Annotated in this window: 17 protein-coding genes; 6 read left to right on the top strand and 11 right to left on the bottom strand. The window is 63.1% G+C overall.

Going from position 1 to position 16,381, the window contains the following annotated elements; all coding sequences use genetic code 11:
- Nucleotides 1-996: an aldo/keto reductase gene (locus AC1DIJ_RS13975; RefSeq protein WP_112389862.1), complete on the bottom strand. Its 996-nt coding sequence runs from the start codon at nucleotides 994-996 to the stop codon at nucleotides 1-3.
- Nucleotides 997-1,093: 97 nt separating this feature from the next.
- On the opposite strand from AC1DIJ_RS13975, the gene AC1DIJ_RS13970 reads away from it, so the two are divergent.
- Nucleotides 1,094-2,023 (top strand): AraC family transcriptional regulator, encoded by a 930-nt coding sequence (locus AC1DIJ_RS13970; protein ID WP_112389901.1) that lies wholly within the window; start codon nucleotides 1,094-1,096, stop codon nucleotides 2,021-2,023.
- 11 nt (nucleotides 2,024-2,034) lie between these two features.
- Here AC1DIJ_RS13970 and AC1DIJ_RS13965 read toward each other — a convergent pair whose 3' ends face one another.
- The 3 genes from AC1DIJ_RS13965 to AC1DIJ_RS13955 form a co-directional block, all read right to left on the bottom strand.
- Entirely contained in the window at nucleotides 2,035-3,375 is a 1,341-nt protein-coding gene (locus AC1DIJ_RS13965) for an NAD(P)/FAD-dependent oxidoreductase (RefSeq protein WP_112389861.1), read from the bottom strand.
- Between the two features lie 123 nt (nucleotides 3,376-3,498).
- Nucleotides 3,499-3,765 (bottom strand): DUF2277 domain-containing protein, encoded by a 267-nt coding sequence (locus AC1DIJ_RS13960; RefSeq protein ID WP_112389860.1) that lies wholly within the window; start codon nucleotides 3,763-3,765, stop codon nucleotides 3,499-3,501.
- Between the two features lie 97 nt (nucleotides 3,766-3,862).
- Nucleotides 3,863-4,723 (bottom strand): VOC family protein, encoded by an 861-nt coding sequence (locus AC1DIJ_RS13955; RefSeq protein ID WP_112389900.1) that lies wholly within the window; start codon nucleotides 4,721-4,723, stop codon nucleotides 3,863-3,865.
- 280 nt (nucleotides 4,724-5,003) lie between these two features.
- Between AC1DIJ_RS13955 and AC1DIJ_RS13950 the strand changes: the two genes are divergently transcribed.
- Nucleotides 5,004-5,414, top strand: coding sequence for a universal stress protein (locus tag AC1DIJ_RS13950; protein WP_112389859.1), 411 nt, complete (start codon nucleotides 5,004-5,006; stop codon nucleotides 5,412-5,414).
- A gap of 6 nt (nucleotides 5,415-5,420) precedes the next feature.
- Here AC1DIJ_RS13950 and AC1DIJ_RS13945 read toward each other — a convergent pair whose 3' ends face one another.
- Complete coding sequence (locus AC1DIJ_RS13945; RefSeq protein ID WP_112389899.1) at nucleotides 5,421-6,392, bottom strand: alpha/beta hydrolase; 972 nt, start codon at nucleotides 6,390-6,392, stop codon at nucleotides 5,421-5,423.
- Nucleotides 6,393-6,565: 173 nt separating this feature from the next.
- Between AC1DIJ_RS13945 and AC1DIJ_RS13940 the strand changes: the two genes are divergently transcribed.
- Entirely contained in the window at nucleotides 6,566-7,009 is a 444-nt protein-coding gene (locus AC1DIJ_RS13940; protein WP_112389858.1) for an RrF2 family transcriptional regulator, read from the top strand.
- 23 nt (nucleotides 7,010-7,032) lie between these two features.
- Here AC1DIJ_RS13940 and AC1DIJ_RS13935 read toward each other — a convergent pair whose 3' ends face one another.
- A complete protein-coding gene (locus tag AC1DIJ_RS13935) occupies nucleotides 7,033-7,422 on the bottom strand; it encodes a DUF930 domain-containing protein (RefSeq protein WP_112389857.1) in 390 nt (129 codons plus the stop codon).
- 251 nt (nucleotides 7,423-7,673) lie between these two features.
- Here AC1DIJ_RS13935 and AC1DIJ_RS13930 point away from each other — a divergent pair, with 251 nt between their 5' ends.
- Nucleotides 7,674-9,782: a S9 family peptidase gene (locus AC1DIJ_RS13930; RefSeq protein ID WP_112389856.1), complete on the top strand. Its 2,109-nt coding sequence runs from the start codon at nucleotides 7,674-7,676 to the stop codon at nucleotides 9,780-9,782.
- A gap of 205 nt (nucleotides 9,783-9,987) precedes the next feature.
- Complete coding sequence (locus AC1DIJ_RS13925) at nucleotides 9,988-10,512, top strand: DUF1697 domain-containing protein (protein WP_112389855.1); 525 nt, start codon at nucleotides 9,988-9,990, stop codon at nucleotides 10,510-10,512.
- 29 nt (nucleotides 10,513-10,541) lie between these two features.
- On the opposite strand, the gene AC1DIJ_RS13920 is transcribed toward AC1DIJ_RS13925, so the two are convergent.
- The 3 genes from AC1DIJ_RS13920 to AC1DIJ_RS13910 form a co-directional block, all read right to left on the bottom strand.
- On the bottom strand, nucleotides 10,542-11,954 hold the full coding sequence (locus AC1DIJ_RS13920; protein WP_112389854.1) for a DUF1254 domain-containing protein: 1,413 nt from the start codon (nucleotides 11,952-11,954) through the stop codon (nucleotides 10,542-10,544).
- 26 nt (nucleotides 11,955-11,980) lie between these two features.
- Nucleotides 11,981-13,021 (bottom strand): DUF1254 domain-containing protein, encoded by a 1,041-nt coding sequence (locus AC1DIJ_RS13915; protein ID WP_112389853.1) that lies wholly within the window; start codon nucleotides 13,019-13,021, stop codon nucleotides 11,981-11,983.
- A gap of 114 nt (nucleotides 13,022-13,135) precedes the next feature.
- On the bottom strand, nucleotides 13,136-13,897 hold the full coding sequence (locus AC1DIJ_RS13910; RefSeq protein WP_112389852.1) for a sulfite exporter TauE/SafE family protein: 762 nt from the start codon (nucleotides 13,895-13,897) through the stop codon (nucleotides 13,136-13,138).
- Between the two features lie 138 nt (nucleotides 13,898-14,035).
- On the opposite strand from AC1DIJ_RS13910, the gene AC1DIJ_RS13905 reads away from it, so the two are divergent.
- Nucleotides 14,036-14,614, top strand: coding sequence for a hypothetical protein (locus tag AC1DIJ_RS13905; protein WP_477831431.1), 579 nt, complete (start codon nucleotides 14,036-14,038; stop codon nucleotides 14,612-14,614).
- Here the strand turns inward: AC1DIJ_RS13905 and AC1DIJ_RS13900 are convergent, their stop codons facing one another.
- Nucleotides 14,615-15,535 (bottom strand): DMT family transporter, encoded by a 921-nt coding sequence (locus AC1DIJ_RS13900; RefSeq protein ID WP_162706064.1) that lies wholly within the window; start codon nucleotides 15,533-15,535, stop codon nucleotides 14,615-14,617.
- 80 nt (nucleotides 15,536-15,615) lie between these two features.
- The gene (locus AC1DIJ_RS13895) at nucleotides 15,616-16,248 is read right to left on the bottom strand and encodes a TetR/AcrR family transcriptional regulator (protein WP_112389850.1); all 633 of its coding nucleotides are present in this window, start codon (nucleotides 16,246-16,248) and stop codon (nucleotides 15,616-15,618) included.
- Nucleotides 16,249-16,381 lie beyond the last annotated feature (133 nt).

Below are 16,381 nucleotides of genomic sequence, written 5' to 3'. Positions count from 1 at the left end.
TTACCGATCGACCGTCGCCATGATCCACGAGGCGTAGCGCTCGCCGGAGACCTTTTCCGGCGCAAGTGCAGCGTCGAGGCTTGCGAGGTCGGCGGCACTCAGCGCAATGGCGGCGGCGCCGACATTTTCCTCCAGATAGCTCTGGCGCTTGGTGCCGGGGATCGGCACCACGTCGTCGCCCTGATGCAGCAGCCAGGCGAGCGCGATCTGGCCGGGCGTTGCATTGTGATCGCGGGCGACCGCATGGACGATCTCCGCGGCCTTGACGTTCTCGTCGAAGTTGGCGCCCTGATAGCGCGGGTCGTTGCGGCGGTGGTCATTCTCCGGATATTCCTCGGCGCGCATTACCTTGCCGGTCAGGAAACCGCGGCCGAGCGGCGAGAACGGCACGAGACCGATGCCGAGTTCGCGCAGCACCGGGATGATCTCCGGCTCCAGATTGCGCTCCCAGAGCGAATATTCGCTCTGCAGCGCCGAAACCGGGAACACCGCATGCGCCTTGCGGATATTGGCAATACCGGCTTCCGACAGGCCGAAATACTTGACCTTGCCTTCCTTCACCAGCTCGCCGACGGTGCCTGCGACGTCTTCCATCGGCACATTGCGATCGACGCGGTGCTGGTAGAGCAGATCGATATGATCGGTCTGCAGCCGCTTCAGCGATCCCTCGACCGCCTTGCGGATGTCTTCCGGACGGCTGGTGGTTTCCGCGCCCCGCTGCTTGCCCTCGACGATCTTGAAGCCGAACTTGGTGCCGATCGTCACCTCGCTGCGGCGGCCCTTGAAGGCGCGGCCGAGCAGGTCTTCATTGGTGTGCGGACCATAGACTTCGGCAGTGTCGAAAAAGGTGCAGCCGAGATCGATCGAGCGGTGCAGCGTGCGGATCGCCTCGTCCTGGTCGGCCGGTCCATAGGACTGGCTCATCGGCATGCAGCCGAGGCCGATCGCCGAGACTTCGAGGCCCTGAGTGCCGAGTTTACGTGTCTTGAGGCTCATGATGCATTCTCCATTCGTGATTGCCTCCGGAGACTGCGCCCGGCGCGCCGAATTTCAAATACTTGTAAATTCCGATTACATGCGCGAGAATTCAAAAATGTCGAACGATCCCTTTTCCGACCTGCTGACCCTCACCAATGCCCAGTCCGTCATATCGGGCGGCTTCACCATCGGTGGTCAGTGGTCGCTGCAGTTCCGGCCACAGCAGATCAAGTTCTATGCGGTGCTGAAGGGCAGCTGCTGGCTGGACGTCGAGGGCGGCGCCGGGCCAGTGCGGCTGGAAGCGGGCGACACGTTCCTGGTCACCACCCGAGACTTCGTGCTCTGCACCGATCTTTCGCTGACGCCTGTGGAGGCCAAACCGCTCTTCGCCACCTATATCGGCCGGGTCAAGCATATCGGCGACGCCAAGGAAGTGGAGATCGTCGGCGGCCATGCCGGTCTCGATCCGGAGCGCGGCGCGCTTCTAACCGATGTCATGCCGCCCTTCATCCATGCGAAAGCCGGATCGCCGCAGGCAGCCGTGCTGCAATGGGTGGTGGCGCAGATCGTTTCGGAGCAGACCGCCGATCTGCCGGGCGGCTCGGTCGCCTCGGCGCAGTTGGCACAGCTGATGTTCGTGCAGCTGCTCCGCGCCCATCTGGATGACGGTGGTCCGCTGGCCTCCGGCCTTTTGCGCGCCGTCAGCGACCGCCGCATCGCCCCGGCCGTGCGCCTGATGCATGCCGAGCCCGGCCGCGCCTGGCAGCTGGAAGAGCTTGCCGCCGCCGCCGCCATGTCGCGTACCACCTTCGCCGTCTATTTCAAGCAAGTGGCCGGTATCGCGCCGCTTGCCTATCTCACCGAATGGCGCATGCGGCTGGCCGAACGCTCGCTGAGAGAAGACGACGTGCAGGTGGCAACGCTTGCCCGCTCGCTCGGCTATACCTCGGAAAGCGCCTTCTCCAACGCCTTCAAGCGCGTGACCGGCCGGGCGCCGAAGTTTTACCGGAACGATACGCGGGCGATGGCGGTGGCGGCGGAGTAGCTGACGGCGCCTCAGATCGCCGGACCAAGCCTTATCGGGCTGCCGTCGGAGAAGCGCGACAGGCGGAAGCGGTTGAGGTTGTGGCCCGTCGCGTTGCCCTGGATCAGATCCGACATGACGCGCCCGATGCCCGGGCCGATGCCGAAGCCGTGGCCGCTCATGCCGGTGGCGACGAAGAGACCGGCGATGGCGCTGACGCGATCGACGATCGGGACGACGTCGGGCATGGCATCGATCATGCCTGCCCATGTGGTTTTCAGGCGCAATTCTCCGAGCTGCGGAAACAGGTTTTCGAAGCCGCGCCTGATCGAGGCCAGATCGGATTGACCGGGCGCCGGATTGAGGACGCGCATGCGCTCGAACGGGCTTGTCGTCTCGGGCGTCCAGTCGCGCGGCGTCGACCAGCTGTCGGGGGAACCTGAAGGGGCCGCCGGGAGATAGCGGGTGCCGAAGGGGTGATCGATCAGCGCCGGAAGATATTTAGGGGCATGACGGAAGGCATCGGGGCCGACAAACAGCAGGTTGCTGCCGCCCGGGGCCAGCGTATAGCCGCCATCCTGCCTGCGGCGGAAGGCGATGTCATTCTCGATCGCTGCACCGGCGTGGAATTCCGGCAAGGGCTCGGTTGCGGCAACCGTGGCGCGGACGCTGAGCTGCGGGATCGAGATGCCATGTTTTCTGAGAAACAGCGACGACCAGGCGCCGCCCGCCACCAACACATTGGTGGTCGCGATCCTGCCGCCTTCGGTCCAGACGCCCGCAACCCGGCCGGCAGTGATATCGAGCGCGCGAACCGCGCAATTCTCGATGATCCGGACACCCTTGCGGGCGGCCAACCGCGCCAGCGCAGGCACCGCAAGCCAGGGCTCGGCGCGCATATCCGACGGCGTTGTCATCGCGCCGGCATAGGTGCGCGCCATGCCGCCGATCCTGGCCGCGACCTCTGCGCCATCGAGAAGGCGGGTATCGAGATCATGGGCGGCGGCGAGCTGCATGAACCGCGCAAATTTCGCCATGTCCTTGTCGGTGCGGGCCAGATAGGTGACGCCTGTCTGGCGGAGGCCGATATCCTCGCCGCATTCTTCCGCCAGCTGCTGCCAGAGACGGCAGGCTTCCATCACGATCGGCAATTCGTCGGCATCGCGCCCCTGCTTGCGGATCCAGCCCCAGTTGCGCGACGACTGCTCGGCGGCGATGCGCCCCTTTTCCAGAAGCGTGACCTGGATATTACGCGCGGCGAGGAAAAGCGCCGTCGAAACGCCGATCACCCCGCCACCGACGATCACCACCTCCGAGCTTTCAGGCACGGGGCTGGAGTGACGGATCGGGTCGGCTTCTGAAAAGGGAAACATGAGGGAGGGTCTTGCTGCATGAGGGATGTCAACCGATCCCTAGCGCTGCGTTAGCAGGTGTTCAAGCATCGTTATGCTGCAGCAAGGCAGCGCCTGGAACGATCTTTCCAGAGCGGCAGTTCCTCAGGCAAACCTGAGCGCCGAACGCGCCTTTGCCTTGGCCGCCTCTTCCTCGCGGTCGCGGGGCGGTTGCGAGGTCTCCAGCGACGTCAGCAATTCCGCCGCACATTTGGCGATCGCCAGGACCGCGTGATCGAAGGCGGCCTCGTTGCGCTTCGAGGGCTTGTTGGTGCCGCTCAGCTTGCGCACGAACTGCAGCGCCGCATCATGGATTTCCGCCTCCGTTGCCGGCGGGTCGAAGTTGAACAGGGGCTTGATGTTGCGGCACATGGGTCGCTTCCTCCTCGGCTCGGCGCCGCGGAAGAGCGCGGCGCAAGGGGAAAGCTAGTCGTATCGGCGGCAATTGCAACGAATTGGACGTGTCCGCTCACGCCGTTAGCGTCAGACCAATCCCCCAGGGATCCCTGAGGAAGACGCCGCCGTCGCGGGCTTCGGTCTTGATCTCGAGCTTTTGCAGCGCGGTCTTGGCTGTTTCCAGTGCTGCCTTGTCGTTGAAATGCAGCGAGTAGTCGGAGAGGCCGGTCATGTTCTGGCTTCGGGTGCCGGCGCCGCGGCTGTTCCAGATGTTGGCGGCGACGTGGTGGTGGTAGCCGCCGGTGGCGAAGAAGCTGGCGCCGGGATAGCGGGCCATGATCTTCAGGCCGAGAACGTCGCGGTAGAAGGTGTCGGCTTCCGGGATATTGCCGACCTGCAGATGGATGTGGCCGATCGCGGTGCCGTCTGCCATGCCGTCCCAGGTGTCCTGAGGGGCGCTGTCATAGAGCGCCTGCAGATCGAGGCGGTTGGTTGCCATTTCCACCTGGCCGTCTTGGTGGAATTTCCAGACGTCATGCGGGCGGTCGGCATAGATCTCGATGCCGTTGCCTTCGGGGTCGGAGAGATAGATCGCCTCGCTGACGAGGTGATCGGACGCGCCTTCGAGTACGACATTGTTATGCGCGGCGTGGCGCAGCCAGCGGGCAAGCTCGGTGCGGTCAGGCATCAGGAAAGCGGTGTGGAACAGGCCGGCGGCATTACGCGGCGCAGTTTGCGCGTTGCCGTCCGTTGTCAGCGTGAGCAGCGGCAGGCCCGATACGCCGAGCACTTCGCCGCTCGCGGTCTTTTCGATGACCTTGAGGCCGAGCATCGACTGGTAGAAACCGGAAACGGCGGCCAGGTCCTTCACGACCAGATGCGAATGGCCGACATGGGCAGGGCGCGTCAGCGCGTAGGAAGTCTCTGTTGTCATCGATCTGTCTCCTGCCATCAGTTGCGACGCTGCACCGGCGGTGGCGGCGAAGGCGCCGCGTGTGGCAAGCTCGAGGAATGTTCGCCGGTTCATGATCTCATGGTCCCCTCGGCTGCTGTACTTGCATTCTATATGGCGCATTCCGATTGTTCGCAGAAGATGCGTTCTTGCGGATAAATCGTTCAGCATCTGTTGACGCTGGAGAGGCGGTGCTTGATCCGCGTCAAAGCGCCTTATGTTTCCTCCGATAGGTTGGATGCATCTCATAAGGACGAAAGACATGTACAAGAAAATCCTGGTTCCCATCGAAATCGGTGCCATCGACCGCGGCGAGAAGTCGTTTCGCAAGGCTGCGACGCTGCTCGACGAGGGCGGCGAGATCATCCTGCTCAATGTCGTCGAGGACATCCCGACCTATGTGGCGATCGATCTGCCGGTCGAGCTGGTCGAGAACGCCATCAAGGACGGCAAGGCGCGGCTGGAAGCGCTGCGGCTGAAGACCGGCATTCCGGCCAGCGTCGAGATCGGCCGCGGGCCGCCCGCCAACGGCATTCTCGCCGCGGCAGAAACCCACAGCGCCGACCTGATCATCGTCGCCTCGCACATCCCCGATTTCTCCAACTATTTCATCGGCGCGACAGCGGACCGCGTGGTGCGGCATGCGAAATGCTCGGTGCTGGTGGATCGCTAGGAGCGTTCAGAGCTGCTGAAGGAAGGCGATCATCCGTTCCGAGACCTCGGCGGGGCGCTCCTGCTGAAGCCAATGACCGGCGCCGGGAATAATATGCGAGCCGCGCAGCTGCGGCACCAGCGCGGGCATGGCGGATATGATCTTGTCCATGCCGGGAATGGCGAGGCCGGGGTCGCGTTCGCCGGTCATAAACAGTGCGGGGATGGTGACGGTCTGGCCGGCATTGGCCTGCTGGAGTTCCCAGTTGCGGTCGAGATTGCGGTAGTAGTTGAGGCCGCCGGTGAAGCCTGATGCTTTGAAGTCAGCGACCAGTCTTTCGAACTCTGTGGGCGGCAGCCAGGCGGGAAGCTCTGCGGGATCGGGCAGATCGGCGAGCAGGCCGGTTTTGCGGCTGACCATCGAAAAAGGATTTGGCGTGCCGTCGCCGGGCTTTCTGGGACCCGCCTCGCCGCTTGCCGCGTGGATGATCTTGCGGAGCGTCAGCGCGGGGTCGCGGCCGAATTCGGCATCAGCCGCACCCGGCTGCTGGAAATAGAGCGTGTAGAACAGCGCCTCGTCATTCTCCGGAAAGATCTTCGACGGCGGCACCGGCGGCAGGCCCATCATCGGCACGCTGAGGGCAACGACGGCCCTGAACCTGTCGGGGCGCAGCAGCGCCGCCTGCCAGGCGATCGTCGCGCCCCAATCGTGACCGGCGATCACCGCCTTCTCTTCGCCGAGCGCATCCATCAGCGCGATCAGATCGCCGACGGCGTGGAAGACGGTATATTGATCGGCGCGGCCGGGTGCCGCGGTCTTGCCGTAGCCGCGCATATCCGGTGCCACGGCGCGATATCCGGCCTTTGCGAGATCTGCGACCTGATGGCGCCAGGCATGCTTGGTTTCCGGAAATCCGTGGCACAGCAGCACGAGCGGCCCGGAGCCCGCCTCGAGGATACCCATGCTGATCGTCCTGGTGTCGATGAGTGTGTCATTCATGATGGGCTCCTGATTTGTTGCCTTGGCGCCGGAAACTGAGATAACCAGAGCCGGTGCGGCGAGTAGAAACTGGCGGCGCAGCATGCGTGCTCCTTTTATCCGTAACAATATCTGTTACAGATAACCGGCACCGTCAAGATAGCGTAACAATAATTGTTGCGGAAAGGTTCGCGATGAAGACCGATGGCCGGCTTGCCCGGATGCTGCATGTGCTGGTGCATATGGGCCTGCTCGGCGGCCGGGAGACGTCGGAACGGATCAGCCAGATGCTTAACACCAATCCCGTCGTCGTGCGCCGGACGCTGGGGGCGCTGCGCGACCATGGGATCGTGGAATCGGAAGGCGGGCGCGGTGGTGGCTGGAAGCTGGTCAGATCGCTCGACGAGGTGACGGTGCTGGATATCCAGCGGGCGCTGAACGAGGGCGCGATCCTGCCGGCGCCGCTCTCGCGCGATCACCCCTCCTGCCCTGTCGAGCGCGCCTCGAATTCCGTGCTGCAGATGGCGCATGCGGCGGCCGAGAAAGAGCTTCTGGAGAGATATGCAGCGACGACGCTGCGGCAGATCGCCGAGATGGCGATCATCGATCAGGGCAAGGTACCGCCGAAGCTCGCCTGATCAACCGATCAAGCCGAGAGGCCTCAATCGTAGAGGTAATACTTCGTCCAGCTCTCCTTCGGCACCTTGTCGCCGATCTCGTACTGAAGTTCGCGGACGTTGATATGCTGCGGGCCGGTGATGCAGGTATAGGAGAGATGGTACCAGACGCCCTTGCTGCGGAAGACGGCGCCAGGTGCCACCAGGCGGTCGTCGCTCGGAACCGGATCCTTGAAAGTGTAGGCAATCACCTTGTCGGGGTTGAAGCCGGTCTTGTCCTTGTTGATGCGGCTCATCGCCTCGGTATCGCAGCTCTGTTCGAGGCGGGTGGCCGGATCGAGCTTTTCAAGCTGCTTCTTGATGGCGGGATCGACGGCATAGGCGGAGGAGGCAAGGCTGAGAAGCGATACGGACAGGACCAGGCATTTCGGCATGTAGGAATAATCCCTCTATCTGCTCAATCCGGAACAAGCCTCAGCCAGACGCCCCCGTCATCTCCATCTGGCAAGGCGCAGGTTCCGCGCGATGCTAGCGGACTTTCTTAAACAATGTGGTGACATCAAGGCAACGTGAGGAACACTTCGATTTAGCCGCAGCTTATCCACGACGGCTTGCGCGGCGCTTGATTGCGTCCCGCAGCACCTCTATCTCTTCCCCACCGCAATACCGATCCGGAGCTTTTCATTTGTCCGTTTTCAAGAACCTGCCGACCCCGCCCGCTGCTGCCAAGAAGCCGCTTTCCGATACGCGCCACGGCATCACCAGGACAGACGATTACGCCTGGCTGCGCGCCGATAACTGGCAGGCGATGTTCAAGGATCCCAGTATCCTCGACCCCGAGATCCGCAAGCATCTGGAGGCCGAAAACGCCTATATGAACGCGGCGATGGAAGATACCAAGCCGTTGCAGAAGGTGCTGTTTGGCGAGATGCGCGGCCGCATCAAGGAAGACGACAGTTCTGTGCCGATGAAGGACGGCGCCTATGCCTATGGCACCTTCTTCGTGACCGGCGGCGAGCAGCCGCGCTATTTCCGAATTCCGCGCGACGGCGACACCAAGGACGAGGCGATCCGCACCGTGCTGCTCGACGGCGACAAGGAGGCGGCGGGCAAGAGCTATTTCCGCCTCGGCGGGCTCGATCACTCCACCGATCACAATCGCGGCATCTGGGGCTATGACGATAAGGGTTCGGAGTTCTTCACGCTGAAGGTGCGCGATCTCGCGACCGGCGAAGACCTCTCCGATGTGATCGAGAATACCGGCGGCGGCGGCGTCTGGGCGCCCGATGGCAAGAGCTTCTTCTATTCGGCGCTGGATGAAAACCATCGCCCCTCGAAGGTCTATCACCACATCATCGGCACGCCACAGAGCGACGACCGGCTGGTTTACGAAGAGCCGGATGCAGGTTTCTTCATGGGCGTCGGCGGCTCGCTGCTCGACGATTTCATCTATATCGACATCCACGATCACGAGACCTCCGAGTACCGGCTGCTCTCGACCAAGGACCTGACGGCCGAGCCTGTCATCGTTGCCGAGCGCGAGGAAGGCATCGAATATACGCTGACCGAGGGCGGCGACGTCTTCTACATTCTGACCAATGACGGCGATGCCAAGGATTTCAAGATCGTCGAGGCGCCGGTCAATGCACCGGGCAAGGACAACTGGCGCGAAGTGGTGCCGCACAAGCCGGGCACGCTCATCATCAATCACATGGCCTATGCCCGCCATCTGCTCTGGCTGGAGCGCAAGGACGGCCTGCCGCAGATCATGATCCGCGACCGGGCGACCGGCGAGGAACACGCGATCGCCTTTGCCGAGGAGGCCTATTCGCTCGGCCTCTCAGGGGCTGCCGAATATGATACTGACGTCATCCGCTTCTCCTATTCGTCGATGACGACGCCTTCCCAGCTCTACGATTACAACATGGTGACGCGCGAGCGCACACTGCTCAAGACCCAGGAAGTGCCATCGGGCCATAACCCTGATGACTACGTCACCCGCCGCGTCTTTGCGCCCGCCTGGGACGGTGAGACGGTGCCGGTCACCCTGCTCTACCGCAAGGACACCGTGCTCGATGGCTCGGCGCCCTGTCTGCTCTATGGCTACGGCGCCTATGGCATCACCATTCCGGCCGGGTTCAACACCAATTGCCTGTCGCTCGCCGACCGCGGCTTCGTCTATGCCATCGCCCATATCCGCGGCGGCAAGGACAAGGGCTTTGCCTGGTATGAAGACGGCAAGATGGAAAAGAAGACCAATACGTTCAAGGACTTCATCGCAGCTGCCGACTATCTGAATCAACAGAAGTTCACATCCTACGCGAACATCATCGCCGAGGGCGGATCGGCGGGCGGCATGCTGATGGGGGCGATCGCCAACATGGCGCCGGAAAAATTCGCCGGCATCATCGCCGCCGTTCCCTTTGTCGATGTGCTGAACACCATGCTCGACGACACGCTGCCGCTGACGCCGCCGGAATGGCCGGAATGGGGCAACCCGATCGACAGCCAGGAAGAATACGAGCAGATCGCCGCCTATTCGCCCTACGACAATGTCGGCGAGAAAGCCTACCCGCCGCTGCTGGCACTCGGCGGGTTGACGGACCCGCGGGTGACCTATTGGGAACCGGCGAAATGGGTGGCGAAGCTGCGTGAGAAGACGACCGGCGACGCGCCGATCCTGATGAAGACCAATATGGATGCCGGTCACGGCGGCGCGTCCGGGCGCTTCCAGCGGCTGGAGGAGATCGCGTTCGAGTATGCGTTTGCGATCAAGGTTGCGGGGAAGATGTAGGGCTTCGGAGGGTGGGTTACCCCCCTCTGCCCTGCCGGGCATCTCCCCCACAAGGGGGGGAGATCGACCCGTGGCTGGCATCTCCCCAAACAATAGAAGTTGGAACGAGCGGCCGCCCCCAGCCAATCTCCCCACCTGTGGGGGAGATGCCCGGCAGGGCAGAGGGGGGCCGGCCGGGCCGCAGCATTCACGAGGGAAAAAGCCCATGCCCGTCTACATCGCCCTGCTCCGCGCCATCAATGTCGGCGGCACCGGCGCCTTGCCGATGGCCGAGTTGAAGGCGATCTGTGAGGGGCTGGGGTTCGAGGATGTGAAAACCTATATCCAGAGCGGCAATGTCGTCTTCCACTCAGGTGACAGCGAAAAGGCCGCGGGCGAGAAACTCGACGAGGCGCTGGGCAAGCGGCTCGGCAAGAAACCGGGCGTGATGATCCGCAGCCGCAGGCAGATGGAAATGGTCGCCGGGAACGCGCCCTTCCCCGATGCCAAGCCGAGCTTCGTGCTGGTGCATTTCCTGGCCGAAGCCGCGCCCAAAAACGCGCTCGAAAGCATGGTGGCGCCTGACGGCGAAGAGGCGGTGATCTCCGGCCACGAGATCTATGTGCACTACCCCATCGGATCAGGGAAATCGAAGCTCAAGCTTGCGGCGCTGAAGGCCGGAACCTCGCGCAATATCAATACCGTGCGCAAGCTCTTGGAGATGGCGGCGGAGATGGACGATCCGGGCTAAGCTCGAATGCCTGAACCCACCATTCGCGCCTACGTCACCTTGGTCATCGGCGGCTGTTTCCACTTGCCGTCCAGCGCGTCCGGCTTCGGCCAGTAGAGCCGCGTCGCGATCACGAAGGGGCCCTTGGGTGCCGGCAGCCAGTTCGGTTCCTTGTCCTTGCCGGGGGATTCGGTCTGGACGTAGAAGGTCAGCCCGCCATCGGCATCCTTGACGAAATCCGGCAGCATCGGCGAATTCAACAGGTAGCGGTCGATCGGATTGGCGACGAGCAGGCTCTCGGGCAGCTTGTACATGGTCAGCGACCAGAAGGCGTTGACCGGCGGCAGTTCGCGTTTGGCGAAACGCACGGTGTATTTGTTGGCGCCGTCGAGCTTGTTGCCTTCGGCATCGACGGCGTAGGCCGGGTAGATGGCTTCCTGTTTGGAGTTGCCGTAGATGCCGAGAACAGCTGCCGTCATCCGGTAGAGATAGTTGTTCTTCAGGTAGGCGCGGGTGCCGAACACGTCGCCCGAGGTGACTTCGCCGGTATCGAAGCGTCTGCGCAAGCCCTCGATATCCGCCCAGGCGTCGGCCCTGCCCTGCTCGAAGGCCGTTTTCATGTCCGGCGTCAGCTTCGCCGGGTCGAACGGCTTGCCGCCACCGATGCCGATGCTTGCAAAGCGCTGCATCAGCGCCGTTTCGGACGGATCGGCGGGGCAGAACTGCAGGATGAAATTGAGGATGCCGAAGAACGCGAGCGAGGTCTTCTCGCCATCGGGGGTGAGCGGCTTGGCGAAGTCGATGGCCGGCGCTGCAGCCGGTGCCGGCTTGCCGAGGAATTTCGACAGCGGCTCCGCCTTGTAGGCGGCCTGGATCTTCTTGACGTTGTCGAGATCAGCGGGATTGAACAGCTGCGTGCGGTAGACGGCCAGCAGCAGCTGGGTTTCCGAGCGCATCACCTTCTCGATGCCGTTCGGCGTCTCGCCCTTCCAGTCCGGCCCGGCGATCAGGAAGCTGCCGCCGCCGTTTCCGGTGGCGCGGCTGCCGATATAGTCGAAATTGAAGGTATAGGCATCGATCAGCTGGATGCTGAAATAGCGGTCCTTTTCGATCGGCGGCACGGTCAGCACCACCGGCTCGGCGCGAAGGTCCAGGCCGAGCATCGAATAGGGCGTATCGGAATTCGGCGTCTGCACCGCGGTGTCGGCAGGGGTGTAGACCCGCGGGATATTGACCAGATGATTCCACGGCCCCTTGTATTCCGGATTTTGAGTATCGACGAAATAGGCATGCTGGATGCGGTAGCTGTCGACCATCGGGAAGCCGTAGATATAGGCCTCCTTGGCGATGGCGCGGGCTTCGGCGGCGCTCACTTCGGCGGCAAACGCAACGGCCGGTCCGAGACCCGCCAGCCCTGCGGCCGCAACCATGCCCTTGGTGAATTCACGTTTTGTCAGATGCATGACACCCTCCCCTTTTTGCGGAACAGTCACTTCACCGGCTGCGGCTCGGGAAATTTCCATGACCCGTCAAGGATCGCCTGTTGCGGGCGGTAGAGGCGGACGGTGTAGTTCCAGCCTGGCGTCGTCGGCAGGCAGTTTTCGATCTTGCCGTCGCAGCCGCCGAACTGGATGGCGATCGAACCGTCGGCACTCTTCTTCGCGGTGACGTCGTTCAGCGCATAGGCGCCGTATTTGTTCTTCTTGTAGTAGCCCTTGGCGTCATAGAGGCTGACCGACCAGAAGCCGTCGACGGGAACGTCCTTGACGGTGATTTTGTAGACGGTCTTGCCGTCATTCTTCGGCGGCGTGATGTTGAGATAGGTGGCGTCCTTGTCGGGATTGCCGCCCCAGGCAGCGGCGCTGGCCACCAGATGGCGGATGGGATCGACCGCGTCCCTGGCGCCGAACGCCTTGTTGAAATTGGGCATTGTCGATGCCAGCACCAGCAGCGCATCGCGCACCTTCTTCTGGCTCACCGGATCCCATTGCGGGATCGCGAACTTGCCGGGGCCGCCCGGCTGCTCGGCCTTGATCGCATCCTGCAGCGCGTGGACCGCTTCGACATCCTTGGGGTCGGCCGGATTGACGAAGGTCCGGATGCCGGCGATCACATAGCGGGTGCCGACCTGCTCCTTGGTGAAGGTGCTGGCGCCCTGATAGGACACAACCGGGATATAGTGATCTTCGCTGACGGCAAAGAGCGACATGAACCGCCCGCCGGCATCCGGCAGAGTGATGGTCACCGGCCCGGCGTCGAGATCGAAGACCGCCGAGGTATAGAGCGTATCGCGGTTCAGACGGATGACCGTCTGCTTGTCGATATCGGCGGGTTCACGGCGATGGATCAGCTTGCCGAAACCGCCATCCTTGACGATGTTGTTGAAATAGAGGTCGCTCTCGGCCCTGACGAAATTATCGACCGTGACAGCTTCGGCGGCGAAGGCCGGATGCGGCACGGTCACGACGGCCAGTGCCACGGCGGCGGCAGACAGAAGCGGTCTCAATTGCAGGAAGGTTTGTCCAGGCATCGCGCATCTCCTGAATGGTGGAAATGCACCCTTCCGCAAAGCCGGTGCGGCGGTAAGTACGTTACAGTAACACGGGCGTAAATGGAGCGGTATTTACGGCGATGAGCCAGCCGCTTACATCCAGTATTTCATGGCGTAGACCACCGTCATGACGGCGCCGGTGACGATCACGAACCACCGGACAACGGATCCCGGCAAGATACGGACCAAATAGCCGCCGAGATAGCCGCCTAACAACGCGCCAAAGAGCATCGTCAGCGTCTGTGGCCAGCGGACGGCGCCCTGCAGGATGAAGATCGTCACGGCGGCGATGCTGACGGCGGTGGCGAGCAGGTTCTTCAGCGCCTTGACGCGGCGGATATCGTTGGGGTCGCCGATGGCCAGAACAGCCGTCAGGATGACGCCGAGACCGGCGCCGAAGAAGCCGCCGTAGATCGACGCGAATGCCAGCACCGTGGAGCTTGCGAGTTGTGATGGCTTGCTGCCGCCGCGGCGCCTTTCAGCCCAGGCCGCGATGCGCGGTGAAAACAGGAAAAGCAGCGTGGCGGCGCCGATCAGCGCGGGCACCGGCAGCACGAAGAGCCGCTCCGGCAGCGCCAGCAGCAGCAGCGCGCCAAGGATGCCGCCGATGAGGCAGACCAGAACCGAGAGGCCGAGCTTGAGATCGAACGGCTGCAGCTTCCGGTGATCGGCAAGCACGGCCAACAGATGGCCAGGGACGATGGCCACCGCATTCGAGGCGTTGGCGGTGATCGGTGGCAGGCCCGAGGCCAGCATTGCCGGAAAGGTCAAGAGTGTGGCGCCACCCGCCAGCGCATTGATGACGCCGCCGGCAATGCCTGCGGCAAACAACAGAATTGCGATTTCCAGGCTCATCGGCGGCTCCCCCATCCCCCTGCCCTTGCTAGCCGCCTCCGGCTCCGGCGCCAAGCCGTCCTTGACGCCAGGCGGTTCGCCCCGACGATGATTTTGAGATTTGCCGCGTCAATGCGATACTCAGCGCAGGAGAGAGCGATGGGGCGTCACTGGCGGATCCTGGCTGCGCTGCTTTCACTGGCGCTCGTCAGCGCCGGTCCGGCCGACGACGGCCGCTGGTATGCCGGCGACTTCTCCTTTTCCGACGAGCTCGGCGGCTTCCGGATCCTGTCGATCAAAGGAAAGGGCACGAGCGCCGATCCGATCGAGATCACCGAGGCGCTCACATCGACCGAGCCGGTGACGCTGGTGATCCGCGCCGCCAATGCCGCCAGTCTCGATACGCTGCGGCAGAACTCGTTCCACATGAAGATCTCGGCGGTGAACCAGAGCAAGCTTGCCTGGATCGGCTTCGAATTCGAACTCGAGGAGATCCGCGGCAAGCCGAGCGATTTCTACGACGGCCTGTCCTTCGGCCAGACCAATCCCAATCCGGATTTCTTCTCCTCCGACCGCTACGCGCATTTCCAGAACCAGTTCGAAAGCTTCGACCGGCTGCGCTTCGATGACGGCCATTCCGACCCCGGCGTTGCGACCAGTTTCGGCTTCTTCGTCACCGATGTGACGCCGGTGGCGGAATTCTATCTGGTGGAGGATCCGCTGATACCGGATTCGTGACTATCCGAGGCTGACGAGCGCCGTCCCGGCGATCGCCAGCGCGGCCCCCGCCCAGGCATAGGCATGCGGCATCTTTCCGCTTCGGAGCCACACCATCGGCAGGATGACGATCGGCGTCATCGACGACAGCGTCGAGACGATACCGACGCTGCCGGTCTTCAGGGCTGCGAGCAGCAGCGACATGCCGAGCGCGGTGCCGAAGAAGGCGGAAACAACAGCGAGGGACACATCCTTCCTGCGCAGCGCGCCGGACTGGCGGCGGATGACCGGCAGGGCGAGCAACGCCCAGAAGAAGATGACGGCGATGCCTGCGCGCACGGCCATTGCCGCAAAGGGCTCGACGCCGGCTGCCATGGCCGGACGAGCGAAAAGACTGCCGAGCGCCTGGCCGAAGGCAGTGACGACACCCAGCACGATGCCTGTCAGTGACGTGCGCTCCTGCGGTGCTGGAGCCTCGATCGGCTCACCATCGGCCAGCGGAATCATCGGCGGCGGTCGGCGGCGGCGCGCGGCGATGGCGATCAAGATGCCGGTCAGGATAAGCACGACGCCCGTTGCCTGCAGCAGGCTGATCGTTTCGCCGAGCGCGACATATCCCATGGCGAGCGCAAAGGGCGAGGTCAGCGAAAACAGCAGCGCCGTCACCCGTGGACCGGCGGTATAGATGGCCGCGAAATAGGTGGTGCTGGCAATCGCGATGCCGAAAACGCCGGATGCGGTAAGCGCCATGAACTGCCAGCCGCCCAGCGTCGCCCAGCCACCGGCGACCGTGGCTGCTGTTGCCGTCATCAGGAACGCTGCGGTCAGCTGCCAGCGGGCGAGCTGCATCAGCGGCACCCGGCCGTTCAGCTCGTTGATGAACATCGAGCTCAGCGCGATACACGTCGCGGAACCAAGGGCAAGGGCTTCGGAAATCAGCATCAATAGCTCCGGGAGAGAGCTCATCCTTGGCGTGCGCCCGGTGCGCTGTCAATGGACTGGGAGACGGCTTGCCTGCAGCATCACTGCCGGTAGGTAGCGCCTGCCTGCGGCTGGAACAGCAGCTTGACGAAGGAGCGCAGCACGAGGATCTGTTCGGCGAGGCTGTTCGGCTCCTTCAGCGCCTTGGACAGCACGATGCCGCCTTCGAGCACGGTGGAGACCATGTCGGCCAGCTGGTCGACCTCCAGTGGTTCGCGGGGCGTATAGACCGCCATGATCTCTGCAAACATCTGGCCGAAGCGGCGGCGCCAGGCGAGCACGGCGTTGCGGTTGGTCTCCTGTATCTCGCGGTCGAAGATGCGCTCGTAGTAGCAGACGGTGGCGACCAGACAGCCGGGATGACCGTTCGGCAGATCGGCCAGCAGTTCGGAGAGAAGCTTCAGGCCGAGCAGGAAGGACTGCAGCGGATCGTCGGTCAGCTCGCGGGCGCGGCTGAAAATCTCGTCATAGATGCGCTCGTCGTTTTCGATGTAGCGGTTGAGCAGCGCCTTCGCGAGCTCGTTCTTGTCGCGGAAATGGTAGAAGAAACCGCTCTTGGTGATGCCGGTCTCGGCGATCAGCTCCTCGATCGAGGTGCCGCCGAAACCCTTCTGCAGCACGGCGGCTTCAGCGACATCGAGAATGCGCGTGCGTGTTTCGGCGCCCTTTTTCATGCTCCCTCCTGTACCGCCGGTACAGTTTTCAGTTGCCGAAGCCATCTCGGGGCTGCGGCCGCGCCTTCAAAAACGCAAGCAAGATCATGATTTCAATAGGCAATATTCCCGGCCCGCAGGAAGTATACCGCAA

The organism is Rhizobium sp. 10N427, assembly GCF_056394605.1.
The sequence above is the reverse complement of the archived record's forward strand: the minus strand, read 5'-3'. Positions and strand labels throughout refer to the sequence as shown.

Excerpts from the sequence above, each read along its gene's own strand:
- AC1DIJ_RS13975 (WP_112389862.1), bottom strand. The coding sequence starts at position 996 with ATGAGCCTCAAGACACGTAAACTCGGCACTCAGGGCCTCGAAGTCTCG.
- AC1DIJ_RS13970 (WP_112389901.1), top strand. The coding sequence starts at position 1,094 with ATGTCGAACGATCCCTTTTCCGACCTGCTGACCCTCACCAATGCCCAG.
- AC1DIJ_RS13965 (WP_112389861.1), bottom strand. The coding sequence starts at position 3,375 with ATGTTTCCCTTTTCAGAAGCCGACCCGATCCGTCACTCCAGCCCCGTG.
- AC1DIJ_RS13960 (WP_112389860.1), bottom strand. The coding sequence starts at position 3,765 with ATGTGCCGCAACATCAAGCCCCTGTTCAACTTCGACCCGCCGGCAACG.
- AC1DIJ_RS13955 (WP_112389900.1), bottom strand. The coding sequence starts at position 4,723 with ATGACAACAGAGACTTCCTACGCGCTGACGCGCCCTGCCCATGTCGGC.
- AC1DIJ_RS13950 (WP_112389859.1), top strand. The coding sequence starts at position 5,004 with ATGTACAAGAAAATCCTGGTTCCCATCGAAATCGGTGCCATCGACCGC.
- AC1DIJ_RS13945 (WP_112389899.1), bottom strand. The coding sequence starts at position 6,392 with ATGAATGACACACTCATCGACACCAGGACGATCAGCATGGGTATCCTC.
- AC1DIJ_RS13940 (WP_112389858.1), top strand. The coding sequence starts at position 6,566 with ATGAAGACCGATGGCCGGCTTGCCCGGATGCTGCATGTGCTGGTGCAT.
- AC1DIJ_RS13935 (WP_112389857.1), bottom strand. The coding sequence starts at position 7,422 with ATGCCGAAATGCCTGGTCCTGTCCGTATCGCTTCTCAGCCTTGCCTCC.
- AC1DIJ_RS13925 (WP_112389855.1), top strand. The coding sequence starts at position 9,988 with ATGCCCGTCTACATCGCCCTGCTCCGCGCCATCAATGTCGGCGGCACC.
- AC1DIJ_RS13920 (WP_112389854.1), bottom strand. The coding sequence starts at position 11,954 with ATGCATCTGACAAAACGTGAATTCACCAAGGGCATGGTTGCGGCCGCA.
- AC1DIJ_RS13915 (WP_112389853.1), bottom strand. The coding sequence starts at position 13,021 with ATGCCTGGACAAACCTTCCTGCAATTGAGACCGCTTCTGTCTGCCGCC.
- AC1DIJ_RS13910 (WP_112389852.1), bottom strand. The coding sequence starts at position 13,897 with ATGAGCCTGGAAATCGCAATTCTGTTGTTTGCCGCAGGCATTGCCGGC.
- AC1DIJ_RS13905 (WP_477831431.1), top strand. The coding sequence starts at position 14,036 with ATGGGGCGTCACTGGCGGATCCTGGCTGCGCTGCTTTCACTGGCGCTC.
- AC1DIJ_RS13900 (WP_162706064.1), bottom strand. The coding sequence starts at position 15,535 with ATGCTGATTTCCGAAGCCCTTGCCCTTGGTTCCGCGACGTGTATCGCG.
- AC1DIJ_RS13895 (WP_112389850.1), bottom strand. The coding sequence starts at position 16,248 with ATGAAAAAGGGCGCCGAAACACGCACGCGCATTCTCGATGTCGCTGAA.